The sequence below is a fragment of the Microbacterium sp. zg-B96 genome (genome assembly GCF_030246865.1).
Classification (GTDB): Bacteria; Actinomycetota; Actinomycetes; order Actinomycetales; family Microbacteriaceae; genus Microbacterium.
This window is the reverse complement of the sequence record NZ_CP126738.1, coordinates 1,268,575-1,294,595: the sequence shown is the minus strand read 5'-3', so window position 1 is coordinate 1,294,595 and position 26,021 is coordinate 1,268,575. Positions and strand designations below refer to the sequence as shown.

Sequence of the window (26,021 nt, the reverse complement as noted above, 5' to 3'; positions counted from 1 at the left end):
ATCGTCCGGCGGTTTTCCCTGGCTGATCAGCCAGGGAACCGCCGGACGAGACGCCGCGAAACCTTCAGATCAGTGGAAGCTGTCCCCGCACGCGCAGCTGCCTGCAGCATTGGGATTGTCGATCGTGAAGCCCTGTTCGGAGATCGTGTCCTTGAAGTCGATCATCGCGCCGTCGAGGTACGGAACGCTCATGTCGTCGATGATCACCTCGACGCCGTCGAAGTCGACGGTCTTGTCGCCGTCGAGGAAACGCTCGTCGAAGTACAACTGGTAGATCAGGCCCGAGCATCCGCCGGGCTGCACCGCGACGCGCAGTCGCAGATCGTCGCGGCCCTCCTGTTCGAGCAGGTTCTTGACCTTGGCGGCGGCCGCGTCGGTGAGCGCCACCCCGTGGTCGCGAACGGCCTCGGTGACGGGCAGTGCGGTGTCGGTCATAGACTCTCCCGGTGTTCGGGCCGCCGGCGGGCGGCTGGATGCCACGATTCTACCCGCGCCGCCTGGGTGCGGCTCGAAATCACACCGTCCTGGCGTCGAGCCGCTCCAGCAGGAGCGCCTCGGAGACGAGCGCGTTGCGGAATGTCTCCAGATGCAGCGACTCGTTCGGGCTGTGGGCGCGGGCGTGCGGGTCCTCCACACCGGTCACCAGGATCTGAGCTGCCGGGAACTCGGCGACGAGGTCGGAGATGAACGGGATCGAGCCACCGACCCCGATGTCCACCGGCGTCACGCCGTAGCCGTCCGCCAGCGCGGCGCGCGCCTCGGCGACGGCCCAGCCTGCCGTGTCGACGAGGAACCCGTCGCCGCAGTCGACGTCGGTGAAGGTCAGTTGCGCGCCGAACGGCGCGTGTGAGCGCAGGTGGGCCTCGATCGCCTCGTAGGCCTCGCGCGCCGACTGTCCGGGGGCGACACGGGCGCTGATGACCACCGACACCTCGGGGCTGAGCGTGTTCGACGCGTTCGCGACGGTGGGCGCGTCGATGCCGGTGACCGTCAGCGAGGGCTTGTTCCAGATGCGGCTGAGGATGGTGCCCGAGCCGACCGGCGAGACCTCGGCGGGCAGGCCTGCCTCGTCGCGGAGGGTCTCCTCGCGGTACTCCGGGGTCTGCGCATCGCGCTGCGTGAGCCCGGCCACCGCAACGGCGCCGTCGTCGCCCCAGAGGGTCGACAGCAGTTTGATGGTGGCCATCATCGCGTCGGGCACCGCACCGCCGAACATGCCGGAGTGCGACGCGTGCTCGAGGGTGCGCACGGTGAGGGTGAACCGGGCGTTGCCTCGCAGCGACACCGTCACGGCGGGAGTGGTGGCATCCCAGTTGCCGGAGTCGGCGACGACGATCACATCGGCGCGCAACGCGTCGGCGTTGTCGTGCAAGAACTGCGCGAACGAGCGGGAGCCGGCCTCTTCCTCCCCCTCGATGAACAGCGCCACCCCCAGGTCGAAGTCCGCTCCGAGCGCCTCGGTCAGTGCGCGCAGCGCGCCGATGTGCGCCATTACACCGGCCTTGTCATCGGCGGCACCACGGCCGTACACGCGGCCGCCGCGCACCGTCGGCTCGAACGGCGGGGAATCCCACAGCGCTTCATCCCCGACCGGCTGCACGTCGTGGTGGGCGTACAGCAGGATCGTGGGTCGGCCGTTGCGCGCAGCACGTGTGGCGAGCACCGCGGGCATGCCGCGCTCGTCGGTGCCGGGGATCGCGGCATCCCGGATCTCGACCCGGTCGAAGATGCCGAGACCTTCGGCGAGCTGTTTGACCGCCTCGGCGCTGCGCAGCACCTGGGCCGGGTCGAAACCGGGAAACGCGATAGAGGGGATGCGCACCAGCGTTCCCAGGTCGGCGAGTGCGGCGGGGACGGCGGCTGCGGCAGCAGCGCGCACCGCCTGGGGGCGGGACAGCTCGGAGGTCATGCGGGTAATCTTAGGCTCAACCCCTTTTTCTGCTATTCAGAGGATCCAGCCGTGGCACACACCCCCGCTCCCGCGCCGAAGGACGCGTCCACCGAGACGTCCACCGAGCAGGTGGGGCAGCGCAAGGGCCGTCCGACCCCGTCCCGCTCGGAGCGCGAAGCCGCCCGCAAGCGTCCCTTGGTGGCCGACACCAAGGAAGCCCGTGCCCGCGCGAAGGCCGAACTGGCCACCGCACGCGAGAAGGCCCGCATCGGCATGGCCAACGGTGATGAGCGTTACCTGCCGGCCCGCGACAAGGGCCCGCAGCGCAAGTTCGCGCGCGACTTCGTCGACGCCGGGTGGCACCTGGGCGAGATCGTCATGCCGATGATGCTGTTCGTCATCATCCTGACTTTCGTTCCGATCCCCGCGATCACCTACTGGTCGTTCGTCGGCCTGTGGATCTTCATCCTGTTCGTCATCGGCGACATGATCCTCACCTCGATCCGCGTGAAGCAGGCGGCGAAGGTGCGCTTCGGCGACCGTCGCGAGAAGGGCCTCGGCTGGTACGCGGCGATGCGCACCATCCAGATGCGCTTCATGCGCCTGCCCAAGGCCCAGGTCAAGCGCGGCACCAAGATCGCGTAAGGGCCCGCCGCCTCAGCGCGGGGGTCAGCGCGCTGCGGCCAGCCCGCGGTTGATCTGCCGCGCCCACAGCGGGCCGCGGTACAGGAACCCGGTGTAGCCCTGCACCAGATCGGCGCCGGCATCGAGGCGTTCGCGGACGTCCGCGGCGGTCTCCACTCCCCCGACCGAGATGACGCAGAACTGCGCGGGGACGACGTTGCGCAGGACGCGTAGCACCTGCAGCGACCGGGCCTTCAGCGGAGCGCCGGACAGTCCACCGTCACCGGCGGCCGCGACGACGGCGGCATCCGTCACGAGGCCCTCGCGCGAGATGGTCGTGTTGGTGGCGACGATGCCCGCCAGGCCGGCGTCGACGGCGAGGCGTGCGATGGCCTCGATCTCGTCGTCGGGCAGGTCCGGGGCGATCTTCACCAGCAGCGGCGTCGCACCGGCGGCCTGGTGCACGGCGTCCAGCAGCGGGCGCAGCGTCTCCACGGCCTGCAGTCCGCGCAGCCCCGGCGTGTTCGGTGAGGACACGTTGACCACGAGGTAGTCGGCCAGCGGCGCCAGCAGCCGGGTGCTGGTGACGTAATCGGCGGTGGCATCGGCGACGTCGACGACACGGCTCTTGCCGATGTTCACGCCCAGCACCGGCCGCTGGGGCCGGCGGCGCAGCTCTCGCAGGCGCGCGGCGGCCGCCTCGGCACCGCGGTTGTTGAAGCCCATGCGGTTGACCACGGCGCGGTCGGGCACGAGCCGGAACAGCCGCGGTCGGGGGTTGCCCTCCTGCGAGATCGCGGTGAGCGTTCCCACCTCCACGTGGCCGAAGCCGAGCGCCCACAGACCGGTGGCCCCGATCACGTCCTTGTCGAATCCGGCGGCGACGCCGAACGGCGAGTCGAACGTCAGCCCCAGCGCCTGGGTACGCAGTTGCGGCGCAGGCCGGGTGAAGCGGCGCACGAGCGCGGCGAACGGACGGGCGCCGAGGGCGCGGATCACGAGCATGGCCGCATGGTGGGCCGTCTCGGGGTCCATGCGGGTGAGGACGGTGCGAAACAGGAACGGATACATCGCATCCAGCCTAGGCCCGCGCCCGCGGGGAGCTCAGTCGGATCGGGCTGCTGCGGCGTGATCGGCGCGCAGCTGTGCGATCGCGGCGTCGAAGTCGTCCAGCGAGTCGAACGCCTGGTACACACTCGCGAAGCGCAGGTAGGCCACCTCGTCGAGGTGGCGCAGCGGGCCGAGAATCGCCAGCCCGATGTCGTTCGTGTCGATCTGTGAGGACCCGGTCTGCCGGATCGACTCCTCGACCGACTGCGCGAGGACGGCGAGGTCGCCCTCGGTCACCGGGCGCCCCTGACAGGCTTTGCGTACCCCCGACATGACCTTCTCGCGGCTGAACGGCTCGATGACGCCGGATCGCTTGATGACGTTGAGGCTCGCGGTCTCGATCGTCGAGAACCGGCCGCCGCACTTCGGGCACTGCCGGCGACGGCGGATGCTCAGGCCGTCGTCGCTGGTGCGCGAGTCGACGACGCGGGAATCGGGATGACGGCAGAAGGGACAGTGCATGGCACCCGCAAGACTAGCGCCCGAAGCGGGCGGTGACCGCTTCGCCGTGCGCGGGGAGCACTTCGGCGTTCGCGAGCGCGACGATGTCGTCGGCCACGGCGGCCAGCGCATCGTGGTCGTAGGCGATGATCTGCTGCGGCCGCAGGAACGTCGACGCCGACAGACCCGAGGCATACCGCGCCTGCCCGCCGGTGGGGAGCACGTGGTTGCTGCCGGCAAGGTAGTCCCCGAGGCTCACCGGCGATGACGCGCCCACGAACACCGCGCCGGCGTTGACGAAATCGTCCACGCGGGGACCTGCCAGGTGCAGCTCGAGGTGCTCGGGCGCGTACGCGTTGCTGAACGCGGTGGCCGCGGCGATGTCGTCGACGAGCACGATGGCCGACTGCGGCCCCGAAAGGGCCTGTGCGATGCGGTCGGAGTGCAGGGTGCGCGCGGCGCGGTCGGCGACCGCGGCGCCCACGGCGTCGGCCAGTGCCGTCGAGGTGGTGACCAGTACGGCGGATGCCTGTTCGTCGTGCTCGGCCTGGCTGATGAGGTCCGCGGCGACGAGCACCGGGTCTGCGGTATCGTCCGCGACAATGAGGATCTCGGTCGCGCCGGCCTCCGAGTCGGTGCCCACGGTGCCGGCGACGGCGCGCTTGGCGGCGGCGACGAAGTTGTTGCCGGGTCCGGTGACGATGTCGACGGGGGTCAGTTCCAGCGACGGCACGCCGTAGGCGAAGGCACCGATCGCGCCGGCGCCGCCCATCGCGTACACCTCGGTCACCCCGACCAGCCGCGCCGCGGCAAGGATCACCGGGTGCACTCGGCCGTCGTGGTCGCGCTGCGGCGGGGACGCCAGGGCCACCTCGGTGACGCCGGCGACCTGCGCCGGGACGACGTTCATCACGACGCTGGACGGGTAGGCGGCCTTGCCGCCGGGCACGTAGACGCCGGCGCGGCGCACCGGACGCCAGCGCTGCTCGATGCGGGCACCCGGGGCCAGTTCCACCACGGCCGGGGGCGGGACCTGCGCGGCGGAGGCCTTGCGCACCCGCCGGATCACCTCTTCGAGGGCGGCCCGCACCGTCGGGTCGAGCCCAGCGAGGGCCTCGTCAAGGTGAGCGTCGGGAACGCGGATGGCGTGACCGGTCGCACCGTCGAAGCGGGTGGCCTGGTCGCGCAGCGCGTCCTCGCCGTGGGCGGCGACGTCCTGCACGAGTTGCGCGGCCGTGGCCAGCGCCTCGGCGCGTGCGGCTTGGGCGCGCGGGACGGATGCCAGAAGCTCGGCCGCCGTGAGGGCGCGGCCGCGGAGATCGATGGTGCGGAGCATCAGTCCAGATTACCGCCCGCCGATCGGCCGCCCGCGCGCGGCGGGCGGCCGATCCGGGTCAGCCGCGGGTGATGCCGGTCACGTCGTGCAGGTAACCGACCCGACCGTCTTCGTGACGCACGACGAAGATCTCGTTGCGGTCCTCGATGACGAGGGTCCACGCCTCCGGGCCCACGCGGAACAGCGGCACACCGTACTCGTCGACGACGTCGCGCTCCACCGGCACGAGCGCCCAGAACGCCTGGCTCGCCACCGGGGCGGCGGTGGTCTCGGCATCCGTCTGCTCGATCGGCTCGACGTCGGTGGTCTCGGCTTCGGTCGGCTCGATCGGCTCGACCTCGACGGTCTCGGCGAACGGGCGGTCATCGTAGGAACGCTCCACGTCGGGGTTCTCGCCGTAGGCGCTCTCGGCGTAGGGCGTCTCACCGTAGGCCGGCTCGGCAACGGGAGCCTGGGCGTAGGGGGTCGCTCCGTAGGGGGCAGCGCCGTACGATCCCTCCGGGGTGGGGGCCGCTGCGGGCGCGGGAGCGGGACGCTCGGGGGCGGGGCGGGCAGTCACGGGACGCAGCGGGCGGGCGTTGCGGTGCGCCACGACCTCGCGGCGGTGCTGGAAGTCTTCAGCCAGCGTCGGGATGAGGGGTGCGAACACCGTGAGCACGACGCCGGCGAGCATGAGGAAGAACTCCACCCACACGACCCAGCTGCTCACCCAGACACCGTGCTGGATGCCGCGGACGACGTTGGTCCACAGCGCCGTCAGCCACACCACAGCCGAGACCGAGAAGGCCACCGAGGCGAACTGGTCGATCGCGAGCGAGCCGACCCGGCGGATGCCGTCGGGCGAGAAACGGCGCAGCACCACGAGGAACACCGCCACCGTCGGCACGCCGATGGTGAGGATCCAGTCCAGTCCCGCGCTCCACACCGAAGCGCCCAAACCCAGCGTCTGTCCGATGCCGATGTCGGTGTAGAGCGAGAAGAACGACACGACGAATGCAACGACCCACACCGCGATGAGCGCTACTTCACGCACCGAGAACGGTCCGACGCCGTACTGCGGGGGTGCCGCGTCGCCGGCCGGCTCGGCCGAAGCCGTGGCATCCGCTGCTTCGGGCCGGACACCCGCCGTGTTCACTGTGTTTTCGTCGAGCCGCTCGTCGGTCACGTTGTTCCCCTTCGCCGTCGCGCCGAGGCGCGTCATCCGATGGTACCCGGCTCAGCCAAGGCAGTGGGGACCGAGCAGCCCCTTCAGTTCGCCGTAGAGGTCGGCGGTGACCTGCACGTGCATCGGCACGTCGAACACCTTCGACGTCCCGCCCTTGTGCACCTTCAGCGTCACTTCAGTGTCACCGCGATGCCGGGTGAGAACCCGCGCGAGTTCGCCGATGAGGCTCTCGGTCGCCCGGTGTTCGGGCATCGTGAGGGTCAGCGGACCCGCCGCGTCGGTCGTTCCGAGATCGGGTGAGAACGCGGTCTGCCCGTGCAGGTTGAGCCCGTCGTCGCGGCGGGACACCCGGCCACGGACGACGAGGATCGAGTCGGCCACGAGCATCGACTGGAACTCTGTGTAGGTCTTCCCCATGAACATGACGGTCACTTCACCGTTGAAGTCCTCGACGGTGATCATGCCGTACGGGTTGCCGCTCTGCTTGGCCACGCGGTGCTGCACGCTCGTGACCAGCCCGGCGATGGTGACCTGGTCGCCGTCCTGCACGTCCTCGCTGGAGAGCAGGTCGTGGATCGACATCGAGGCGTGCTTGGCCAGCGGGATCTCCAGTCCCGCCAGCGGGTGGTCGGAGACGTAGAGCCCCAGCATCTCGCGCTCGAAGGCCAGCTTGTCCTTCTTGGTCCACTCCGGCCGGTCGGGCACCTTCGCCGGCATGATGTCTTCGGTCTCGTCGTACAGGCTGTCGAAGTCGAAGCCGATGGCGCCGGTCGCGGCCTTGCGCTTGGTCTCGACGGCGGCTTCGGTGGCATCCTCATGGATCTCCATGAGCGCCCGGCGCGTGGAGCCGAGCGAGTCGAACGCCCCGGCTTTGATGAGCGATTCGACGGTGCGCTTGTTCGCCACGTGCATCGGCACTTTGGTGAGGAAGTCGTGGAAGCTGACGAAGCTGTCGTCGGCGCGAGCCGCCACGATCCCGTCGACCACGTTCGTGCCGACGTTGCGCACCGCCCCCAGGCCGAACCGGATGTCGTCGCCGACGGCGGCGAAGTAGCGGATCGACTCCCCCACGTCCGGCGGCAGCACCCGGATGCCCATGCGGCGGCATTCGTTGAGGTAGACGGCGAGCTTGTCCTTGGCGTCGCCGACGCTGGTCAGCAGCGCGGCCATGTACTCGGCCGGGTAGTGCGCCTTCAGATACGCCGTCCAGTACGACACCATGCCGTAGGCGGCGGAGTGGGCCTTGTTGAACGCGTAGTCCGAGAAGGGCAGCAGGATCTCCCACAGCTTCTGCACCGCGGCATCCGAGAATCCGTTGGCGTGCATGCCCGCCTGGAAGCCCGCGTACTGCTTGTCCAGCTCGGACTTCTTCTTCTTGCCCATCGCGCGGCGCAGGATGTCGGCCTGTCCGAGGCTGAACCCGGCGACCCGCTGCGCGATCGCCATGACCTGCTCCTGATAGATGATCAGGCCGTAGCTGGTGCTGAGGATCTCGGCGAGCGGCTCTTCCAGTTCGGGATGGATGGGAGTGATCTCCTGCATCCCGTTCTTGCGCAGGGCGTAGTTGGTGTGGGAGTTCGCCCCCATCGGGCCCGGCCGGTACAGCGCGATGACGGCGGAGATGTCTTCGAAGTTGTCAGGCTTGAGCAGGCGCAGGAGCGACCGCATCGGCCCGCCGTCGAGCTGGAACACGCCCAGCGTGTCGCCGCGTGCGAGCAGGTCGTAGGCGGGCTGGTCATCGAGGGTGAGGTCTTCGAGCACGACCTTCTCACCACGGTTGGCCAGGATGTTGTCGAGGGCGTCGTCGATGATCGTGAGGTTGCGCAGCCCCAGGAAGTCCATCTTGATCAGCCCCAGCGCTTCGCACGCCGGGTAGTCGAACTGCGTGACGATCTGGCCGTCCTGCTCGCGCTTCATGATCGGGATGATGTCGATCAGCGGTTCGCTGGACATGATGACGCCGGCCGCGTGCACGCCCCACTGGCGCTTGAGGTTCTCGAGCCCCACCGCGGTGTCGAACACCGTCTTGGCCTCGGGGTCGCTCTCGATGACCGTGCGGAACTCGGATGCCTCTTTGTAGCGGGGGTGCTTGGGGTCGAACATCCCGCCCAGCGGCATGTCCTTGCCCATGACGGCGGGCGGCATGGCCTTGGTGAGCTTCTCGCCCATGCTGAAGGGGAAACCCAGCACCCGGCCGGCATCCTTCAGCGCCTGCTTCGCCTTGATCGTGCCGTAGGTGACGATCTGCGCGACGCGCGCGTCGCCGTACTTCTCGGTGACGTACTGGATCACCTCGCCGCGGCGACGATCGTCGAAGTCGACGTCGAAGTCGGGCATGGAGACGCGGTCGGGGTTGAGGAACCGCTCGAAGATGAGGCCGTGCTGCAGCGGGTCGAGGTCGGTGATACCCATCGCGTATGCGGCCATGGAGCCGGCACCGGAGCCACGGCCGGGGCCGACGCGGATGCCGTGGCGCTTGGCCCAGTTGATGAAGTCGGCGACGACGAGGAAGTAGCCGGGGAAGCCCATCTGCAGGATGACGCCGGTCTCGTACTCCGCCTGCTTGCGCACGGCGTCGGGAATGCCGGCCGGGTAGCGGACCTGCAGGCCGTTCTCGACCTCTTTGACGAACCAGCTCTGCTCGGTCTCGCCGTCGGGGACCGGGTAACGCGGCATGTAGTTGGCCGACGTGTTGAACTCGACCTCGCACCGCTCCGCGATGAGGAGGGTGTTGTCGCACGCGATCTCGTGGTCGCGGAAGATCTGCCGCATCTCGGCCGGCGACTTGACGTAGTACCCGTCGCCGTCGAACTTGAACCGGTTGGGGTCGTCCAGCGTCGACCCGGACTGCACGCACAGCAGCGCCGCGTGGCTGGTGGCGTCGTGCTGGTGGGTGTAGTGCAGGTCGTTGGTGGCCAGCAGCGGAATGCTGAGGTCCTTCGCGAGCCGGTGCAGGTCGGTCATGACCCGGCGTTCGATGGACAGCCCGTGGTCCATGATCTCGGCGAAGTAGTTCTCCTTGCCGAAGATGTCCTGGAATTCGGCGGCGGCGGCGCGGGCGGCGTCGTACTGACCGAGCCGCAGCCGGGTCTGCACTTCGCCGGAGGGGCAGCCGGTGGTGGCGATGAGTCCCTTGGAATACGTCTGCAGCAGTTCCCGGTCCATGCGCGGCTTGAAGTAGTAGCCCTCGATGGAGGCCTTGCTCGACAGCCGGAACAGGTTGTGCATGCCCTCGGTCGTCTCCGACAGCAGGGTCATGTGGGTGTAGGCGCCGGAACCGGAGACGTCGTCGCTGTTCTGGTCGGGCGTGCCCCAGCGCACCCGCGACTTGTCGCTGCGGTGCGTGCCGGGCGTGACGTAGGCCTCGATGCCGATGATCGGCTTGATGCCGGCATCCTTCGCGGTCTTGTAGAACTCGTACGCGGCGAAGGTGTTGCCGTGGTCGGTGACGGCGATCGCCGGCATCTCCAGGCGAGCCGCCTCCTGCACCATCGCGCCGATCCGGGCGGCACCGTCGAGCATCGAGTACTCGCTGTGGACGTGAAGATGAGCGAAGGAGTCGGATGCCACGGGCTCCAGTCTACGAGGGCTCCCGACATCGTCGGCCTGGTCGCGGGCGCGCCGCCTAGGCTGGAGGCCATGCCCACCCCCGAGTTCGTCCTGTCGTTGCGCGAGCGCATCGGACACGATCCCCTCCCCCTCATCGGGGTCACCGCGATCGTCTTCAAGGACGAGAAGGTGCTTCTGGGAAAGCGGGCCGACAACGGCTCGTGGCAGTCGGTGTCAGGCATCGTCGACCCCGGCGAAGAGCCGGCCGACGCCGCCGTGCGGGAGTGTCTCGAGGAGGCGGGCGTCGTGGTCAAGGCCACCCGCCTGGCGCTCGTGGAGCAGGTGCCGCGGATCACGTACGCCAATGGCGATCAGGCCGATTACCTCGACCTGGTGTTCCGCTGTGAATGGGTGTCGGGCGAGCCGCACCCCGCGGACGGCGAACTGACCGAGGTCGGTTTCTACGGCCTCGGCGAGTTGACCGACGTCACGCCGCAGCACGTGCGCAAGATCGCTCTCGCGATGGCCGAGGACGACCCGGCGACCTTCCGCGGCGGTCGCTAGGCGGCGCTGCGCTCCGCCCGCGCGCGGCGGCGGTCCGAGAGCGTCAGGACTGCGGACCACGGGATCATGAGCAGCAGCAGCAGGAACCAGGAGCGCGGCGAGAGCCATGCGCCCAGCGGTGTGGCCGTCGCACCGGTGACGTCGAGGGTGAGCCCGATGAGGAACCAGCCGCCCACGAAGTAGGCCAGCGGGCCCCCGAACAGGCTCCACAGCGAAATGCGCGACCGGTTCTGCTCGATGAACCGCTGCTGCCGCGCCGCGAGGTCCGCCTGGCGACTGCGCACCTGCGCGCGGCGCTGCGCCTCGGTCAGCGCCCCGCCGATGGTCGAGAGGTCCGCGGTCCACGGGATGTCGCGCTCCGCGCGCACCAGGCGCCGCCGCGCGCGGAGCGCGCCGATCACAGTGAACAGCACCGGCACGGCGAGGACGAGGCCGGCGATCCACCACGCATCCGCCGCCGCGAACTCCCAGCGGAAACTCGACCCGGTGCCGTTGTAGTACACCGCGCCGCCCATGACGATCGGCTCGTCGCGGACCCACAGCGGCAGGGTGGCGGCGAAGGCCACCAGGGCCACCGTGAACGACACCGTGATGGCGGCGGTGCGCATGGCGCCGCGGTCGGTGTGCAGCCAGCGGTGCAGGACGACGTCGCGATCGGCGGTCATGGATCTGACGCTACGGGATGCGACGGGCCGGGACGCGCAGCCGGTGTGCCGCTAGAGATCGAGCCGCATCAGTACGCGCGGGAAGCCGCCCGCGATTGCGTCGGTGTCGGCGGCCTTGCGGAAGCCGGCCCGCTCGAACAGCGCGCGGGTGCCGACGTACGCCATGGTCAGGTCGATCTTCTCGCCGTGGTTGTCCAGCGGATACCCCTCGATCGCGGGGGCACCTCGGTCGCGCGCGTAGGCCACGGCGCCATCGATGAGGGCGTGCATGACGCCCTGTTTGCGGTGCCCCGGGCGTACCCGGAAGCACCACAGCGACCACACGTCGACGTCGTCGAGGTGCGGGATCCTGCCGTTGCGGGCGAAGGACGTCCCGGCGCGCGGGTAGACCGCCGCCCACCCCACCGGCTCATCGCCGTCGTAGGCGAGCACCCCCGGCGGCGGGTTCTCGGCGCACAGTTCGCGTACCCGCGCGGCGCGCTGCGGTCCGCGCAACGCGACGTTCTCGCGCGAAGGGACCCGGTAGCTCAGGCAGAAGCAGACGTTCGACGCCGGATTCTTCGGACCGACGATCGTCGCGACGTCGGCGAAGACCGTGGCCGGGCGCACCTCGATGACCATGACGGCATCCTGCCCCCTCCCGCAGACAGGAGGAATCCCCTACGCAGGACGATCCAGCGGGAAGCAGCCTGTTGCGGTGAGTTCTCCTGTAGCGGGGAGATGCCGGGGTCAGTCGCCGCGCAGCACGTCGAGCGCGTGCTGCAGGTCCGCCGGATACGGCGAGGTGAAGGTGACCCAATCGGTCGTGGCGGGGTGCGTGAACGACAGCTCACGCGCGTGCAGCCACTGCCGCGTGAGTCCCAGGCGTGCGGACAGCGTGGGGTCCGCGCCGTACAGCGGATCTCCGACGCAGGGATGCCGGTGGGCGGCCATGTGCACGCGGATCTGGTGCGTCCGTCCGGTCTCCAGGTGGATCTCCAGCAGCGACGCACCGGGGAAAGCTTCGATCGTCTCGTAGTGGGTGACGGAGTCCTTGCCGTCGGAGATGACGGCGAACTTCCACGAATGTGAAGGATGCCGACCGATCGGCGCATCGATGGTGCCTGACAGCGGGTCGGGGTGGCCCTGCACGACGGCGTGGTAGATCTTCTCCACCTCGCGCTGCTTGAAAGCACGCTTCAGCGCGGTGTACGCGCTTTCGGTCTTGGCGACGACCATGAGGCCGCTGGTGCCGACGTCGAGGCGGTGCACGACGCCCTGCCGCTCGGCCGCGCCGGTCGTGGCGACGCGGAACCCCGCCGCTGCCAGCGCGCCCAGCACCGTCGGCCCCTCCCACCCCACCGAGGGGTGGGCGGCGACGCCGACGGGCTTGTCGACCACGACGATGTCGTCGTCGTCGTAGACGATGCCCAGGTCCGGGACTGCCACCGGCACGATGCGCGGCGGCTCCTTCTCGGCCCAGGAGACCTCGACCCAGCCCCCGGCACGGAGTTTGTCTGATTTGCCGAGCGTGCGCCCGTCGAGCACGACGCCGCCGGCTTCGGCGACTTCCGCCGCGAACGTGCGAGAGAAGCCGAGGAGCTTCGCGAGGGCGGCATCCACCCGCACTCCATCGAGCCCGTCGGGGACGGGAAGGCTGCGATTGTCCACGATCAGGCCTTCGCGGCCTCGTCGGGGGCGGAGGCGTCGACGGCACCGGATGCCGGGTCCGCCTCGGCCGTGTGCTTCTCGCGGGTGCCGTCGAAGCGCATGCCGATGAGCACGAGCACGGCGACGGACAGCATCATCGTCACGATGAAGATATCGGCGACGTTGTAGATCGCCGACGGCAGCCCGAGCCACATCCACGGTGTGTGGATGAAGTCGACCACGTGGCCGACCAGGAATCCGGGTTCCCGGAACAGCCGGTCGGTGAGGTTGCCGAGGATGCCGCCGAGCAGCAGCCCCAGCACGACTGCCCACCAGCGGGACCGCACGACGCGCACGGTGAGGACGACGATCGTGACCGCCGCGGCGGCCAGCACGATCGTGAAGATCCACGTGACGCCCTCGCCGAGCGAGAACGCCGCCCCGGGATTGCGGGTCAGGTACAGCTGCAGCGCCTCGCCGAAGACCGGAACCGTCTCCTGGTAGGGGAGGTTCTCGAGGGCGAGGTACTTGGTGAACTGGTCAGCGGCCAGCACCGCCACCGCGAGAATCGCGGTGATGGTGCCGGCCGCCGCCGTACGAAGGGGGGTCCGGCCCGTCAATGACCCGGCCTAGTGGCCGACGGCCGAGACCGGCGTCGAACCGGACGAGGTGCCGGTCGAGTCGAGATCCCGCAGCTGGCCCTCGATGTAGCCGCGCAGCTGGGTGCGGTAGTCGCGCTCGAACTGGCGGAGCTCGGCGATGCGAGTCTCCAGCGAGCCGCGCTCCTTCTCCAGGCGCGAGATCTCCTCGCGACCGCGGGCTTCGGCCTCGGCGACGATGGATGCCGCCTGCGACTGAGCCTCTGCGATGAGCTTGTCGCGCTGGGCCTGGCCCTCGGCGACGTGCTCGTCGTGCAGACGCTGCGCGAGCTCGATGATGCCGGCGCTGGCTGCAACCGGAGCGGCAGCAGGCTCGGCGGCGGGCGCCTCGGTGACGACCTCTACTGCCTCGACCTGCTCGACCTCGGCGGGGGCCTCGGCGGCGGCGGGGGTCTCGCCCGACTCGTAAGCGGCGAGCTTCGTCTTCAGCTCTTCGTTCTCAGCGATCGTCTTGCGCCATTCGACGACGATCTCGTCGAGGAAGTCGTCGACCTCATCGGGGTCGAAGCCTTCCTTGAAACGCACGTGCTGGAACTGCTTGGTGACGACGTCATCGGGGGTCAAAGCCATTGTCTGGTCCTCTTTCGGAGCTCACGTCGCGGGCCGATCGGGAGCGGCCCGCACGTGCGGGCCGATCCTCTCAGCATAGTCCGACCCGCCACGGGTCGCGAGGCGGTGTCAGCCTGCGATGGTACGGGTGATCGACAGCAACACGAAGCAGATGAGCATCGTGAGCGGGAATGCGAAGTCGATGGCCACTGCGCCTACGCGCAGCGGAGGAATGAAGCGGCGGATCAGCTTGATGGGCGGGTCGGTGACCGTGTAGACGATCTCCGCCGCAATCAGGCCGGCACCACGGGGGCGCCACGACCGGTTGAACATCGGAATGTACTCGAGGATCAGCCGCACGAGCAGCAGCAGAACATAGACGAGTAGAAGCGTGTTGACGATCGCGGCGACGAGGCGAAGCACGTCCACGGCGGATTACTGCGCGAAGGCGGGTGCCTCGGGGTCGGCCTGGGCCACAGCACCGTCACCCGACACCGCGACGTTCTCGGGCGAGAGCAGGAAGACCTTGCTCGTGACCCGCTCGATACGTCCGAACAGACCCAGCGACAGACCGCTCGCGAAGTCGATGAGGCGGCGCGCGTCGGCGTCGCTCATCTGCGAGAGGTTGATGATCACGGGGATGCCGTCACGGAAGTTCTCCGCGATGATCTGCGCGTCACGGTACTGCTTGGGGTGCACCGTGAGGATCTCGCTGATCGCGCTGGGCGCCGGCTGCCGCACGACGGCGGGACGGTGAATAGGGGTCACAGGAGCGGTCACCTTCTCGATTTGCTTCTCGCGGCGCGGGGGCTGCGCGACAGGCTCCTCGTAGGCTTCTTCCTCGTCGGCCAGGCCCAAATACACCATGGTCTTCTTGAGCGGGTTCGACATCGCATCCTCCGTGGTTCGCTCGTGTGTTCCGAGGCTATCCGTGCACGGGCCTCGGGCCCGTGATTGCCGAACCGATCCGCAGGTGTGTCGCACCGGCATGAATCGCTTCGGGAAAATCGCCGGTCATTCCGGCAGAGATCCAGGTGGCATCCGCCACCACACCGCGCACCAGGTCCGCGGTGTCGGCCAAGCGCGCAAAGGCGGCGGCGGCCGGTTCGTCCAGCGGGGCGACCCCCATCACGCCGCGGACGCGGAGCGTGGGACACCTCGCGATGACGTGCTCGGCCAGGGCCGCCACGTCCGCCGGTGCCACCCCGCCGCGACCGGGGTCAGCGGTGAGATTGACCTGCAGCAGCACGTCCAGCGGCGCCGCGCCCGGTTCGGCTGCCGCGTCCAGCGCGTCGGCCAGCCGGGGCCGGTCGACCGAGTGGACGGCGGATGCCGCGGCGCGGATCGCCCGCGCCTTGTTGGTCTGCGCCTGGCCGATGAAGTGCCACCGCAGTTGCGCGAGGTCAGCCGTTTCCGCTGCCTTGGCGGTGAACTCCTGCTGGCGGTTCTCGCCCACGTCCCGCACGCCCAGGGCGTAGAGGTCCCGCACCAGCTGGGCGGGATGGAACTTCGTCACGACGATGCGCGTGATCCCCGCCGGATCGCGGCCCGCCGACACCGCGGCATCAGTGATGCGCGCGTCGATATCGGCGAGCCGCGATTGCAGATCCACCGTTACTTCAGGAAGTCGGGGATGTCCAGGTCGTCGTCGCCGAAGGCCGACTCGTACGAGTCGGTCGAGGCGGCAGCGGTGACCGAGACCGATTCGCGCTCGCGGGCGGGCTCGGCGGGTGCCGGAACCTCGCGGGCGGCGTCGGCGGCGGGGATGGCCGGGAGCACCGGCGCGGACGTGGAGCGCAGCGTGCTCACCGGGTCCAGCCGCAGCGCGGGCTCGCCCCCGTCGAAGCCTGCCGCGATCACCGTGACGCGCACCTCGTCGCCGAGGGTGTCGTCGATGACCGTACCGAAGATGATGTTCGCTTCGGGGTGGGCCGCTTCCTTGACCAGCTGTGCGGCGTCGTTGATCTCGAAGATACCGAGGTTGGACCCGCCCTGGATCGACAGCAGCACACCGTGCGCACCCTCGATGGACGCCTCCAGCAGGGGCGACTCGACTGCCAGTTCGGCCGCCTTGATGGCACGGTCGGCACCGCGTGCCGAACCGATGCCCATGAGCGCGGAGCCCGCGCCCTGCATGACCGACTTGACGTCGGCGAAGTCGAGGTTGATCAGACCCGGCGTGGTGATGAGGTCGGTGATGCCCTGCACACCGGCCAGGAGCACCTGGTCAGCCGTGGCGAACGCCTCGATCATCGAGATGCCACGGTCGCTGATCTCCAGCAGACGGTCGTTGGGCACCACGATGAGGGTGTCGACCTCTTCCTTCAGCTTCGACACGCCGGTCTCGGCCTGGCTCTGCCGACGGCGGCCCTCGAAGGAGAACGGCTTGGTGACGACACCGATCGTGAGTGCACCGATCGACTTCGCGATGCGTGCGACGACGGGGGCACCACCGGTGCCCGTGCCACCGCCTTCACCCGCCGTGACGAAGACCATGTCGGCGCCGGTGAGAGCCTCTTCGATCTCCTCGGCGTGATCCTCAGCGGCACGACGGCCGACCTCGGGGTCGGCGCCTGCGCCGAGCCCGCGTGTCAGCTCGCGACCGACATCCAGCTTGACATCGGCGTCGCTCATCAGCAGCGCCTGTGCATCCGTGTTCACCGCGATGAACTCCACACCGCGCAGGCCAAGATCGATCATGCGGTTGACGGCGTTCACGCCGCCGCCTCCCACACCCACGACCTTGATCACCGCGAGGTAGTTCTGGTTCTGGCTCATGCGCCGGCCTCCGTATCGTCCCGAACCCTAAACCTTCAACCTCATGTAGAGGTTTAAAGAATTGCTGGGTATGCAATTCCCGCTGTGTCCGAAGGTATGCGGAGGGGCCGCCGCGACGTGCAGCGTTACGGGCGTGTCGCGAGATGCGATCGCCAACCCGCGATGCATCGGGTCAGCGGACCACGATCGCGTTCGGGGAGGACACGTCGTAAGCGCTGACGGTCTCGGGCGGGCGGGTCCTCATGATGCTCTCCAGCGCGAGCGCCTTCATCGCGGAATCGTCCGCACCACCCCAGACGATCTCGGTGCCGGTGCCACCGAGGGTCAGGGTGACGTCGTTGGGGGTCGTGGCCGCGACCTCTGTCAGCTGCGCGCGGATCCCCGCCGGCAGCGACCGCACCACATGGCCGACCGCCTCGAACGCGTCGGACTGCACGCCGCCGGTCACCTCGATCAGCGGCTCGCCTGCGGGCGGCGTGCTCGTGGTCGACAGCCCGACGCCTGCGGCATCCACCAGTGTGAATCCGGCGGGCGAGGACAGCACGCCGATCGGAGTGCGCTCGACGATCCGCACGATCAGCTCGTGCGGCGGGCGCGCTTCCAGCGAGTACGACTCCACGAGCGGGAATCCCACCAGCGCAGCCTTCACCTCGCTCGAGTCGACCAGCGGCATGGGGGTGCCCAGCTGATCCGACAGGGCCTCTGCCACGGCGGTGGCATCCAGCCGACTGGTGCCCTCCACGGTGATCGACTGCACCGCGAACAGCGGACTGTACGCGGCACCGAGCGTTCCGAGCACGAGCAACGCCACCGCGCCGATACTGCCGAGCCAGACCATCCGGCGGCGGCGCTGGCGGGAGGTGAACCGGCGCACCTCCGCGCGCAGCGTCCGGCGGCGGGCGCGGGCGGCGCGCAGCACATCGCCCAGACCGACCTCTGCGACCGGCTCTGCGGTGTGGTCAGGGGCCGCGGGCGGCAGGCCGGGACGGGTCGGGGCGGCCGAGGCCGGTGAGTCGGATGCCGCGTGGTCGTCACGGAAGTGAAAAGGGATGACCGGCGCGAGGGGCACGGTCTCGGCCTCGTCCGGCGCCGGTTCGTGCTGGCTCTCACGCCGTCGCGGCGGGTCGACCGACCGCGGCGGCTCCACCGGCTGCGCCTGGACTGCGGCATCCGGCTCCTCATCGGGGCGCGGCTCCGTCGGCGGCGGCAGCGGGCTGGGCCGGCGCACGGTGACTACTCCCCCGGCCGATCCGGTGCCGCGGCGAGGGCGTCCAGCAGCTGCGGGATGATGAGGTTCACGTTGCCGCAGCCGAGGGTGACGATGTAGTCCCCTTCGCGGGCGACGGCGGCGGTGTAGTCGGCGGCCTGCTGCCAGTCGGCGACGAAGTGCACGCGCTGCGGGTCGCTGAACGCGGTGCTGACCAGTTCGCCGGTGACGCCGGGCACGGGATCCTCGCGTGCGCCGTAGACGTCGAGCACGACGGTGTGGTCGGCGAGCTGTTCGAGCACCTCGGCGAACTCGCGGAACATCTCCTGCGTGCGCGAGTAGGTGTGCGGCTGGTGCAGCGCGATGATGCGCCCGCTGCCCACCACGGTGCGCGCCGCCGACAGTGCGGCGGCGACCTCGGTCGGATGGTGTGCGTAGTCGTCGTAGACGCTCACGCCGCGCTGCACGCCGTGCAGCTCAAAGCGACGCGCCGTGCCGCCGAACGCTTCGACGGCGCGCAGCGCCGGCTCGAGCCCGTAGCCCAGGGTCAGCAGCACCGCGACCGCGCCGGCGGCGTTGATCGCGTTGTGCGTGCCGGGAACCGTCAGCCGGCCCGACACCGAGACGCCGTCGTGGGTGAGGGTGAAGGCGACCGGGCCGTCGGTGCGGACGCCGGTGACCCGCACGTCGGCATCCGGGTGCTCACCGAACGTGACCACGTTCGGGTGGCTGACCGCTGCGGCCACGCGTCGGGCACCGGGGTCGTCGCTGGAGATCACCACGGCTTCCCGGGCGCCGTCGGCGAAGCGCACGAACCCGTCGTAGAAGGCGTCGGCGGTGCCCCAGTGGTCGAGGTGGTCGGGGTCGACGTTCGTGATGAGGGCGATCGAGGTGTCGTAGAGCAGGAACGTGCCGTCGGACTCGTCCGCCTCGATCACGAACAGCTCGTCGGAGCCGGTGCCGCTGGACACGCCCAGCTCGGCGATGACACCGCCGTTGACGAACGTCGGATCGGCGTCCAGGCGCTGCAGGGCCGTGACGATCATGCCCGTCGACGTGGTCTTGCCGTGGGCGCCGGCCACCGAGACGAGCCGGCGCGAGCCGATCAGCCAGTGCAGCGCCTGCGACCGGTGGATCACGTGCAGGCCGCGCTGCTTGGCAAGCAGGAACTCGGGGTTCTCAGGCCAGATCGCGCCGGTGTGGATGACGGTGTCGACGTCGTCGGCGAGGTTCGCCGCGTCGTGCCCGACGTGCACGGTGGCGCCGCGGGCTGCCAGCGCCCGCAGCGACGGGCTGTCGGAGCGGTCGGAACCGGACACGCGGATGCCGCGGTCGAGGAACATGCCCGCGAGTCCGGACATGCCGGATCCACCGATGCCGATGAAGTGCGCGGCGGAGATGTCGTCGGGTATGGGCAGACTCAGGTCGGGTCGGATCATGGCCCGACAAGTCTAGGTCGCGTGCCCGGTGGGTCGGCTGTGCGGCGCGCGGCGTCAGCCGGCCAGGGCGGCGTCGATCAGAGCGATGACATCCTCGGTGCCGGTGCGGCTGCCGACCGATGCCGCCGCCTTGCGCATGCCGGCCAGCGCCTGCTCATCGCGCAGCAGCGGTACGACCTCGCCGCGCACCCGCTCCGCGGTGAACTCGGCGTCGGGGATCAGGCGCGCCGCCCCGGCGTGGACCGCCGATGAGGCGTTGAGCGCCTGCTCACCGTTGCCCACCGCGTACGGCACGTACACCGCGGGGATTCCCAGGGCGCTGATCTCGCTGACGGTGGCCGCACCGGCGCGCGAGACGATCGCGTCGGCCAGCGCGAAGGCGAGGTCCATGCGGTCGATGTACGGCCGCAGCGCGTAGCCGGAGACGCCCGGGTCGCGCAGCTCGTTCTTCTCCCCCGCCGCCTGCAGCAGCTGCCAGCCGGCATCCACCACGTCCTGCCAGGCGCCGGCGAACGCCTCGTTCAGGCGCTGCGCACCCAGCGATCCGCCGAAGACGAGCAGCGTGGGCCGGGCCGGATCCAGACCGAAGTACGCCGCGGCCTCGGCGCGCAGCGCGTCGCGGTCGAGGTCGACGATCTCGCGCCGCAGCGGCATGCCCACCACGTGCGAGCGCTTCAGCGGCGTGCCGGCGAAGGCCACGCCCACTTTGGCGGCCCGGCGCGCACCGAGCACGTTCGCCAGGCCCGGTCGGGCGTTGGCCTCGTGCACGACGAACGGCACTCGCTCGCGCGCCGCTGCGACGTAGGCCGGTGCCGACGCGTAGCCGCCGAACCCGGCGACAACGTCGACCCGGTGGGCACGGATGTGCGCACGCACCTGCGCCACCGCACGCTGGAACTGTGCCGGGAAGGCCGCAGCGGCGGCGTTCGGCCGACGGGGGAAGGGCACCTTGTCGACGAACAGCAGCTCATACCCGCGCTCGGGCACCAGCCGGGCCTCGAGCCCCTCCCGCGTGCCGAGGACCAGCACGGTGGCCTCGGGGTCGCGGGCGCGCAGCCCGTCGGCGACCGCCAGCAGCGGGTTGACATGGCCGGCGGTGCCGCCGCCGGCGAGGAGGTACGTCGTCACCAGACGACCCTAACCCGCGGGTCAGGCCGACGCGGGTGGCTTGACGGGGAGGCTCCGAGCGAACGACAGCAGCACGCCGCACGCCATGAGCACCGACAGCAGCGCCGTTCCACCCTGCGACATGAACGGCAGCGGCACGCCCAGCACCGGGAACACCCGCAGCACGACGCCGATGTTGATCAGCGCCTGCCCGACGATCCACACCGTGATCGCGCCGGCCGCGATGCGCACGAACGGGTCGTCGGTCTTGCGGACGACGTGGAAGGCACCGACGGCGAACAGGGCGAACAGACCCAGTGCCACGACGCATCCGATCAGTCCGAGCTCTTCACCGACGATCGCGAAGATGTAGTCGTGCGCGGCGGCCGGCAGCCACGCGTACTTCTCGCGCGAGTTGCCCAGCCCCAGCCCGAAGAACCCGCCGGCGGCCAGACCCCACACCCCATGCAGCGGCTGATAGCAGCTGTCCAGGTAATCGGCGATGCAGTTGGGGTCGAGGAAGCTCAGGATGCGGGCCATGCGGTTGGGGCTGGTCACCGCCAGCGCGGCAACGGCGACGACCGCACCGATGAGCGGGATGACGAACAGCCGCAGCTTCACACCGGAGAAGAACAGCGCCGCCAGCAGGACGAGCACCAGGATCATCGCGGTGCCGAGGTCCCGGCCGGCCAGGACCGTCCCGATCACCAGCACGCCCACGGGGACGACCGGGATGAACACGTGCTGCCATTTCGTCAGCAGCATGCGCTTGCGGAACAGCACCAGCCCGAGCCACAGCGCCAGGGTGAGCTTGAGGAACTCCGACGGCTGCGCCTGGAAGCCGGCGATCGCGATCCAGTTGCGGTTTCCGTCGTTCTCGATGCCGATGCCGGGCACGAACACCAGCAGCTGCAGTGCGGTCGCCCCGATCAGGGCGGGCCAGGCGATCTTCTTCCAGAACCCCACCGGGAAGCGGCTGAGGACGAACATCAACGGGATGCCGATGAGGGCGAACACCGCCTGCTTGATGAGGGTGTCGTAGGGCCCGAGACCGGCGGCGGTGGAGGTCGCGGAGGTCGCGGAGAGCACCATCACCAGGCCGAACCCGGTCAGCAGCAGCGCCGCCGACGAGATCAGCAGGAACTCGCTCGGCACCGGCGCGAACACCTTGCCCAGCGAGACGCGGGCGGCAAGTCCTCCGCGGCCGTCGCCCTCAGCGGGGTCCGTCGGGGGTGTCGTGCGGCTGCTCGTCGTGTTCGCCACCACGTCCCCTCCCGATTCGTTCACGTACCGCCGCGGCGAAGCGGTGGCCGCGGTCTGAGTAGGACGCGAACTGGTCGAAGGATGCTGCGGCGGGGGCCAGTAGCACCACGTCCCCGTCCCGGGCGATTCCGGCCGCCAGTTCCACGACCCGCGTCATGACCTCTTCAGTGTCCGTGTCGTCCACCTCGAAAACCGGGACCGTCGGGGCGTGTCGCTCGAACGCCTCCGTCACGGCGGTGCGGTCGGCGCCGATCACGATCGCCGCTTTCGCGCGCGCGCCGCGACCGGCGACGAGGTCGGAGATGTCCACGCCCTTCAGCAGTCCGCCCACGACCCAGACCGCCCCCGGGAAGGCTGCCAGCGACGAGGCGGCGGCGTGGGGGTTGGTCGCCTTGGAGTCGTCGACCCAGGTGATGCCACCGGCGACGGCGACAACTTCGATGCGGTGCGGATCGAGCCGGAACTCCTGCAGCGCCGCGGCGATCGCCGCCGGCGGCACATCGAGCGCGCGGGCCAGGGCACTGGCGGCCAGGATGTTCGCCACGACGTGCGGGGCGGCAAGGCCATGCTCTGCCAGTTCGGCGACCGTCGTCAGTTCCAGCGCGGTGGTGTGCCGTTCGTCGAGGAACGCACGGTCCACGAGGATGCCGTCGACGACGCCGAGGTCACTGGGGCCGGGCACGCCGAGATCGAATCCGATCGCGCGGCAACCGTCCACCACCTCGGCCTCTTCGACCATCTCGCGGGTGGCGATGTCGGCCTTGTTGTAGACGCAGGCGATGCGGGTGTGGTTGTAGACGACGGCCTTGGCGTCGCGGTACGCCGCGAACGAGCCGTGCCACTGCAGGTGGTCGTCGGCGAGGTTGAGGCACACCGCCGCGGCCGGCGACACCGGCTGCGGACCCTGCTGCAACCCGAGGTACCACAGCTGATGGCTGGACAGTTCGACCACGAGCACGTCGAAGCCGGCCGGGTCGCGCACCGCGTCGAGCACCGGAACGCCGATGTTGCCGCAGGGCGCGGCGCGCAGCCCGCCCTCGGTCATCATGGTCGCGGCGAGACGGGTCGTCGTGGTCTTGCCGTTGGTCCCGGTGACCAGCACCCAGTCGGCGGGGCGGCCGTCGGGGCGCAGGACCTTGTCGCGCACCCGCCAGGCCAGTTCGATGTCACCCCACAGCGCGATGCCGGCATCCTGCGCCCACCGGATGACCGGGTGGTGCGGGGCGAAGCCCGGCGAGGCGACGATCACGTCGGGGGCGAACGAGGCCAAGTCCGCAGGCACGTCGTCAAGCGCACCGGTCCACAGGTCCGCTCCGATCACCGGCAGCAGCCGGGCGTACTCCTCGGCGGCGGTCTCGGTCACCACGAGCACCCGTGCGCCGAGTTCCGCGAGCGTGTCGGCGACCGAGAATCCCGTCACCGACAGCCCCAGCACCGCTACGCGCAGTCCCCGCCAGTCGGCGTGCCAGCTGGTGAGTGCGTCCAGGCGATCGCTCATTGTGCTGCGAGCCACTCGACGTAGAACAGTCCGACGCCGGTCACCGCGAGCATGCCGGCGATGATCCACATGCGCACCACGATGGTGATCTCCGGCCAGCCGCGCAGTTCGAGGTGATGGTGGAACGGGCTCATCAGGAAGATGCGTTTGCCACCGGTCGCCTTGAAGTAGTAGCGCTGCAGTACGACCGAACCCGGCGCGATGACGAAGACGCCGGCGATGAGCACGGCCAGCAGCTCGGTGCGGGTCAGCACCGACATCGCGACGATGACGCCGCCGATGGCCATGGAGCCGACGTCACCCATGAAGATCTTCGCCTTCGGGGCGTTCCACCACAGGAACCCGACCAGCGCGCCGACGAACGACGCGGCGACGATCGTGAGGTCCAGCGGGTCGCGGGTGTTGTAGCAGGCGTCCGCGTAGGCCGGGACGAGGGCGGCGCTGGTGCACCGCTGCTGGAACTGCCAGAACGCCACGAGCGCGTAGGCCGAGACGGTGAAAATGCCGGCACCGGTGGACAGGCCGTCCAGTCCGTCGGTGAGGTTGGTGGCGTTGGACCACGCGACGGACAGGAACGACACCCACGCGAGGTACAGGACCCAGCCGATGATCGCGCCGAGCGCCATGAACGACAGCACCGGGATGTCGCGGAACAGCGAGATGTGCGCCGAGGCGGGGGTGAACCCGTGGATGTTGGGGAAGTTCAGGGCGAGGATGCCGAACGGCACTGCCACGAGCACCTGCCCCAGCACCTTGCGCCAGCCGGACAGGCCGAGGCTGCGCTGGCTGCGCACCTTCATCATGTCGTCGACCAGGCCCACGGCGCCCAGGCCCACCATCATCCACAGCACCAGCAGGCCGGACGGGGTGGGCGGGCTGCCGCCGGTGTAGGTGCCGGCGAAGTACCCGATGAGTGCACCGAGGATGAAGATGATGCCGCCCATCGTGGGCGTGCCGCGCTTGGCGGCGTGCTGCGGGTTGTTGCCGTCCTCGGGGGTGCGGATCACCTGACCCCAGCCGAGCCGTTCGAACAGTCTGATGAACAGCGGCGTGAGGAACAGTGTGAACGCGAGTGAGATCGTCGCGGCTACCAGGAGGGATCTCACGAGAACGATTCTCCCAGACGATCGCCCAGATGCCGCAGGCCCGCGGCGTTGGAGGATTTGACCAGCACGCGGTCGCCGTCGCGCAGCTCCGACATCAAGTAGTCGTACGCCTCGTCGGCGGTGGCGAAGAACACCGCCTCACCGTCCCACGAGCCTTCCGAGATCACCGAGATGAACAGCCGGCGCGCTTCGGGGCCGACCACGACGATGCGGCGGATGTTCAGGCGCACCGCCAGCAGGCCGATGCGGTCGTGCTCGTCGCCGGAGAACTCCCCCAGCTCGCTCATCGCACCCAGCACCGCGACGGTGCGTTCGCCGGGAGCGGCGATCTGCGCGAGGGTGCGCAACGCTGCCGCCATCGAATCGGGGCTGGCGTTGTACGCGTCGTTGATGATGCGCACCCGGGCCGAACCCAGCGGCTGCATCCGCCAGCGCTCCGCCAGCTCGAGGGTCTCCAGCCGGGCGATCGCGATGTCGGGGGCGACGCCGAGCGCGGTGGCGGCGGTGATCGCGGCGAGGGCGTTCATGACGTGGTGCTCCCCCAGCACCTGCAGGCGCAGCGGCAGTCGCTCCCCGTCGACGATGACCGTGCACGTCGTGCCGTCGGCGTCCACTTCGACCTCTTCCGCCCGCACGTCCGCGGTCGGGCCCCGACCGAACCAGCGCACGGCCTCGTGGCGTTGCGCGGCGATCTGCGCCATCGTGACCACCCGCGGGTCGTCGGCGTTGAGCACCGCGATGCCGCCGGGGCGGACGGCGTGGATCAGCTCGGACTTGGCCCGCAGGGTCGCCTCCACGCCGCCGAAGCCGCCCGCGTGGGCCATGCCCACCATCAGCACGACGCCGACGTCGGGATCGACCAGTCCTGCCAGCCGCGCGATCTCGCCGGGTCCGCTCGCACCGAACTCGCTGACGAGGTAGCGCGTGTCGTGGGTGACCCGCAGCATGGTCAGCGGGGCGCCGACCTCGTTGTTGAACGAGGCGCGGGGGGCGATCGTCTCCCCCTCGCCCTCCAGGATGCGGGCGAGCATGTTCTTGGTGGTGGTCTTGCCGTTGGAGCCGGTGATGCCCACCACGAACAGGTTCCCGTGCGCGCGGACGCGCGCGACGACCTCGCGCGCGAGGTCGGCCAGCGCGGTGACGACGTCGGCGACCACGACCTGCGACACGGCGGCGGCGACCGGGCGTTCCACGATCGCCAGCGTCGCGCCGCGCTGCACGGCGGCGTCGACGAATTCGTGGCCGTCAGTGATCTCGCCGGGTTTGGCGACGAAGATGCCGCCCGGCTCGATCAGCCGCGAGTCGGTGTCGACGGCGCCGGACACGACGGTGTCCGGGCCGGCGCCTGCAGCCGGGCGCAGCTCACCGGAGGTGGCTCGCGCCACCTCGGCAAACGTCAAGGCAATCATGGGTGTCCGTTCTCGATCACGAGCACGCGCGC

At 69.8% G+C, this 26,021-nt stretch carries 25 protein-coding genes; 2 read left to right on the top strand and 23 right to left on the bottom strand.

Translation table 11 applies throughout. The annotated features are described in order from the left end of the window. Positions 1 to 69: 69 nt before the first annotated feature. A complete protein-coding gene (erpA, locus tag QNO11_RS05880; RefSeq protein WP_257510014.1) occupies positions 70 to 435 on the bottom strand; it encodes an iron-sulfur cluster insertion protein ErpA in 366 nt (121 codons plus the stop codon). Positions 436 to 514: 79 nt separating this feature from the next. Next, positions 515 to 1,909 (bottom strand): dipeptidase, encoded by a 1,395-nt coding sequence (locus QNO11_RS05875; protein WP_257510015.1) that lies wholly within the window; start codon positions 1,907 to 1,909, stop codon positions 515 to 517. A 51-nt stretch (positions 1,910 to 1,960) separates the two neighbouring features. Between QNO11_RS05875 and QNO11_RS05870 the strand changes: the two genes are divergently transcribed. Next, positions 1,961 to 2,536 (top strand): DUF3043 domain-containing protein, encoded by a 576-nt coding sequence (locus QNO11_RS05870; RefSeq protein WP_257510016.1) that lies wholly within the window; start codon positions 1,961 to 1,963, stop codon positions 2,534 to 2,536. 24 nt (positions 2,537 to 2,560) lie between these two features. Here the strand turns inward: QNO11_RS05870 and QNO11_RS05865 are convergent, their stop codons facing one another. The 5 genes from QNO11_RS05865 to dnaE are packed head-to-tail and all read right to left on the bottom strand — an operon-like array spanning position 2,561 to position 10,089. After that, positions 2,561 to 3,586: a quinone-dependent dihydroorotate dehydrogenase gene (locus QNO11_RS05865; RefSeq protein ID WP_257510017.1), complete on the bottom strand. Its 1,026-nt coding sequence runs from the start codon at positions 3,584 to 3,586 to the stop codon at positions 2,561 to 2,563. A gap of 33 nt (positions 3,587 to 3,619) precedes the next feature. Beyond that, on the bottom strand, positions 3,620 to 4,087 hold the full coding sequence (nrdR, locus tag QNO11_RS05860) for a transcriptional regulator NrdR (RefSeq protein ID WP_257510018.1): 468 nt from the start codon (positions 4,085 to 4,087) through the stop codon (positions 3,620 to 3,622). A 13-nt stretch (positions 4,088 to 4,100) separates the two neighbouring features. Further along, positions 4,101 to 5,402 carry a histidinol dehydrogenase gene (hisD, locus tag QNO11_RS05855; protein ID WP_257510019.1) on the bottom strand — a complete coding sequence of 434 codons (1,302 nt, stop codon included), beginning with the start codon at positions 5,400 to 5,402 and terminating at the stop codon, positions 4,101 to 4,103. Positions 5,403 to 5,460: 58 nt separating this feature from the next. Further along, a complete protein-coding gene (locus QNO11_RS05850) occupies positions 5,461 to 6,567 on the bottom strand; it encodes a hypothetical protein (protein ID WP_257510020.1) in 1,107 nt (368 codons plus the stop codon). A 51-nt stretch (positions 6,568 to 6,618) separates the two neighbouring features. Then, positions 6,619 to 10,089 (bottom strand): DNA polymerase III subunit alpha, encoded by a 3,471-nt coding sequence (dnaE, locus tag QNO11_RS05845; RefSeq protein ID WP_374113825.1) that lies wholly within the window; start codon positions 10,087 to 10,089, stop codon positions 6,619 to 6,621. 117 nt (positions 10,090 to 10,206) lie between these two features. Between dnaE and QNO11_RS05840 the strand changes: the two genes are divergently transcribed. After that, the gene (locus QNO11_RS05840) at positions 10,207 to 10,680 is read left to right on the top strand and encodes an NUDIX hydrolase (protein ID WP_257510022.1); all 474 of its coding nucleotides are present in this window, start codon (positions 10,207 to 10,209) and stop codon (positions 10,678 to 10,680) included. On the opposite strand, the gene QNO11_RS05835 is transcribed toward QNO11_RS05840, so the two are convergent. The 16 genes from QNO11_RS05835 to QNO11_RS05760 all read right to left on the bottom strand — a co-directional run bounded on the left by QNO11_RS05835 (position 10,677) and on the right by QNO11_RS05760 (position 25,989). Next, positions 10,677 to 11,345: a hypothetical protein gene (locus QNO11_RS05835; RefSeq protein WP_257510023.1), complete on the bottom strand. Its 669-nt coding sequence runs from the start codon at positions 11,343 to 11,345 to the stop codon at positions 10,677 to 10,679. The two genes, QNO11_RS05840 and QNO11_RS05835, sit on opposite strands and share 4 nt — an antisense overlap. Before the next feature lie 51 nt (positions 11,346 to 11,396). Further along, the gene (locus QNO11_RS05830; protein ID WP_257510024.1) at positions 11,397 to 11,966 is read right to left on the bottom strand and encodes a GNAT family N-acetyltransferase; all 570 of its coding nucleotides are present in this window, start codon (positions 11,964 to 11,966) and stop codon (positions 11,397 to 11,399) included. A 108-nt stretch (positions 11,967 to 12,074) separates the two neighbouring features. Beyond that, complete coding sequence (locus tag QNO11_RS05825; protein WP_257510025.1) at positions 12,075 to 12,995, bottom strand: RluA family pseudouridine synthase; 921 nt, start codon at positions 12,993 to 12,995, stop codon at positions 12,075 to 12,077. A gap of 2 nt (positions 12,996 to 12,997) precedes the next feature. Beyond that, complete coding sequence (lspA, locus tag QNO11_RS05820; protein WP_257510026.1) at positions 12,998 to 13,594, bottom strand: signal peptidase II; 597 nt, start codon at positions 13,592 to 13,594, stop codon at positions 12,998 to 13,000. 9 nt (positions 13,595 to 13,603) lie between these two features. Then, positions 13,604 to 14,203 (bottom strand): DivIVA domain-containing protein, encoded by a 600-nt coding sequence (locus QNO11_RS05815; protein ID WP_257510027.1) that lies wholly within the window; start codon positions 14,201 to 14,203, stop codon positions 13,604 to 13,606. A gap of 108 nt (positions 14,204 to 14,311) precedes the next feature. Further along, positions 14,312 to 14,611 carry a YggT family protein gene (locus tag QNO11_RS05810; RefSeq protein ID WP_257510028.1) on the bottom strand — a complete coding sequence of 100 codons (300 nt, stop codon included), beginning with the start codon at positions 14,609 to 14,611 and terminating at the stop codon, positions 14,312 to 14,314. Positions 14,612 to 14,617: 6 nt separating this feature from the next. Next, positions 14,618 to 15,073, bottom strand: a complete 456-nt coding sequence (locus QNO11_RS05805; protein ID WP_257510029.1) for a cell division protein SepF — start codon at positions 15,071 to 15,073, stop codon at positions 14,618 to 14,620. Positions 15,074 to 15,107: 34 nt separating this feature from the next. Beyond that, positions 15,108 to 15,794 carry a YggS family pyridoxal phosphate-dependent enzyme gene (locus tag QNO11_RS05800; protein WP_257510030.1) on the bottom strand — a complete coding sequence of 229 codons (687 nt, stop codon included), beginning with the start codon at positions 15,792 to 15,794 and terminating at the stop codon, positions 15,108 to 15,110. Positions 15,795 to 15,796: 2 nt separating this feature from the next. After that, positions 15,797 to 16,960: a cell division protein FtsZ gene (gene ftsZ / locus QNO11_RS05795; RefSeq protein WP_257510031.1), complete on the bottom strand. Its 1,164-nt coding sequence runs from the start codon at positions 16,958 to 16,960 to the stop codon at positions 15,797 to 15,799. A 172-nt stretch (positions 16,961 to 17,132) separates the two neighbouring features. After that, on the bottom strand, positions 17,133 to 18,188 hold the full coding sequence (locus tag QNO11_RS05790) for an FtsQ-type POTRA domain-containing protein (protein WP_257510032.1): 1,056 nt from the start codon (positions 18,186 to 18,188) through the stop codon (positions 17,133 to 17,135). A gap of 5 nt (positions 18,189 to 18,193) precedes the next feature. Next, positions 18,194 to 19,606 carry a UDP-N-acetylmuramate--L-alanine ligase gene (murC, locus tag QNO11_RS05785; RefSeq protein ID WP_257510033.1) on the bottom strand — a complete coding sequence of 471 codons (1,413 nt, stop codon included), beginning with the start codon at positions 19,604 to 19,606 and terminating at the stop codon, positions 18,194 to 18,196. A 54-nt stretch (positions 19,607 to 19,660) separates the two neighbouring features. Continuing rightward, the gene (murG, locus tag QNO11_RS05780) at positions 19,661 to 20,734 is read right to left on the bottom strand and encodes an undecaprenyldiphospho-muramoylpentapeptide beta-N-acetylglucosaminyltransferase (RefSeq protein WP_257510034.1); all 1,074 of its coding nucleotides are present in this window, start codon (positions 20,732 to 20,734) and stop codon (positions 19,661 to 19,663) included. 21 nt (positions 20,735 to 20,755) lie between these two features. After that, the gene (gene ftsW, locus QNO11_RS05775) at positions 20,756 to 21,976 is read right to left on the bottom strand and encodes a putative lipid II flippase FtsW (protein WP_257510035.1); all 1,221 of its coding nucleotides are present in this window, start codon (positions 21,974 to 21,976) and stop codon (positions 20,756 to 20,758) included. Further along, positions 21,927 to 23,474, bottom strand: coding sequence for a UDP-N-acetylmuramoyl-L-alanine--D-glutamate ligase (murD, locus tag QNO11_RS05770; protein WP_257510036.1), 1,548 nt, complete (start codon positions 23,472 to 23,474; stop codon positions 21,927 to 21,929). Before murD ends, ftsW begins: the two co-directional genes overlap by 50 nt. Next, positions 23,471 to 24,580, bottom strand: coding sequence for a phospho-N-acetylmuramoyl-pentapeptide-transferase (mraY, locus tag QNO11_RS05765; RefSeq protein WP_257510037.1), 1,110 nt, complete (start codon positions 24,578 to 24,580; stop codon positions 23,471 to 23,473). Before mraY ends, murD begins: the two co-directional genes overlap by 4 nt. After that, positions 24,577 to 25,989: a UDP-N-acetylmuramoyl-tripeptide--D-alanyl-D-alanine ligase gene (locus QNO11_RS05760; protein WP_257510038.1), complete on the bottom strand. Its 1,413-nt coding sequence runs from the start codon at positions 25,987 to 25,989 to the stop codon at positions 24,577 to 24,579. Before QNO11_RS05760 ends, mraY begins: the two co-directional genes overlap by 4 nt. Between the last annotated feature and the right edge of the window lie 32 nt (positions 25,990 to 26,021).

Bases quoted from the DNA above. Each gene is read 5' to 3' on its own strand.
- dnaE (WP_374113825.1), bottom strand. From the start codon at position 10,089: ATGCTCGACGGTGCCGCCCGGATCGGCGCGATGGTGCAGGAGGCGGCT.
- QNO11_RS05840 (WP_257510022.1), top strand. From the start codon at position 10,207: ATGCCCACCCCCGAGTTCGTCCTGTCGTTGCGCGAGCGCATCGGACAC.
- hisD (WP_257510019.1), bottom strand. From the start codon at position 5,402: ATGCTCCGCACCATCGATCTCCGCGGCCGCGCCCTCACGGCGGCCGAG.
- QNO11_RS05760 (WP_257510038.1), bottom strand. From the start codon at position 25,989: ATGATTGCCTTGACGTTTGCCGAGGTGGCGCGAGCCACCTCCGGTGAG.
- nrdR (WP_257510018.1), bottom strand. From the start codon at position 4,087: ATGCACTGTCCCTTCTGCCGTCATCCCGATTCCCGCGTCGTCGACTCG.
- murC (WP_257510033.1), bottom strand. From the start codon at position 19,606: ATGATCCGACCCGACCTGAGTCTGCCCATACCCGACGACATCTCCGCC.
- QNO11_RS05815 (WP_257510027.1), bottom strand. From the start codon at position 14,203: ATGGCTTTGACCCCCGATGACGTCGTCACCAAGCAGTTCCAGCACGTG.
- QNO11_RS05805 (WP_257510029.1), bottom strand. From the start codon at position 15,073: ATGTCGAACCCGCTCAAGAAGACCATGGTGTATTTGGGCCTGGCCGAC.
- QNO11_RS05875 (WP_257510015.1), bottom strand. From the start codon at position 1,909: ATGACCTCCGAGCTGTCCCGCCCCCAGGCGGTGCGCGCTGCTGCCGCA.
- ftsZ (WP_257510031.1), bottom strand. From the start codon at position 16,960: ATGAGCCAGAACCAGAACTACCTCGCGGTGATCAAGGTCGTGGGTGTG.
- QNO11_RS05830 (WP_257510024.1), bottom strand. From the start codon at position 11,966: ATGGTCATCGAGGTGCGCCCGGCCACGGTCTTCGCCGACGTCGCGACG.
- murD (WP_257510036.1), bottom strand. From the start codon at position 23,474: ATGAGCGATCGCCTGGACGCACTCACCAGCTGGCACGCCGACTGGCGG.
- erpA (WP_257510014.1), bottom strand. From the start codon at position 435: ATGACCGACACCGCACTGCCCGTCACCGAGGCCGTTCGCGACCACGGG.
- QNO11_RS05835 (WP_257510023.1), bottom strand. From the start codon at position 11,345: ATGACCGCCGATCGCGACGTCGTCCTGCACCGCTGGCTGCACACCGAC.
- QNO11_RS05865 (WP_257510017.1), bottom strand. From the start codon at position 3,586: ATGTATCCGTTCCTGTTTCGCACCGTCCTCACCCGCATGGACCCCGAG.